Source organism: Mycobacterium sp. 2YAF39, assembly GCF_052114565.1.
In the GTDB taxonomy this organism is placed as follows: Bacteria; Actinomycetota; Actinomycetes; order Mycobacteriales; family Mycobacteriaceae; genus Mycobacterium.
The window spans coordinates 1-371 of the sequence record NZ_JBFREZ010000066.1 but is presented as its reverse complement, the minus strand read 5'-3'; the positions used below and the strand labels follow the sequence as shown (position 1 = coordinate 371).

The window sequence follows — 371 nt, the reverse complement described above, 5'->3', positions numbered from 1 at the left end:
TCGGTGCGGAACTCCACGACACCGGAAATCCCGGCTGCCTCACCGCCGTCGGTGAATCGTTCAGTCAGCGAAAAGCTCAGGTCCATCCGTGCGGTGTGTGTCTCGATCGGCAACGCGGACACCTGCAGATCCGCCAATCCCAGCGCGGCGGCCGGATCACTATTGCGCCCGCCAAAGTTCTGCCAGGCCAACATCACCTGCACCATCGGGTGATGAGCCAGTGACCGGACCGGGTTGAGGCGGTCGACCAGCAGCTCGAAGGGCACATCCTGGTGCTCGTAGGCGGCCAGGGCGCGGTGCTGAACGCGCTCCAGTAGATCGGCAACCGTGGGATCACCGGCCAGATCAACCCGCAACACCAACGTGTTGAC

General features: G+C 63.9%; 1 protein-coding gene. It reads right to left on the bottom strand.

The genetic code is table 11. From position 1 onward, the window contains the following. Positions 1–371 (bottom strand): condensation domain-containing protein (locus AB4Z42_RS28500; RefSeq protein ID WP_442012597.1); only part of this gene is annotated, 371 nt, incomplete at both ends.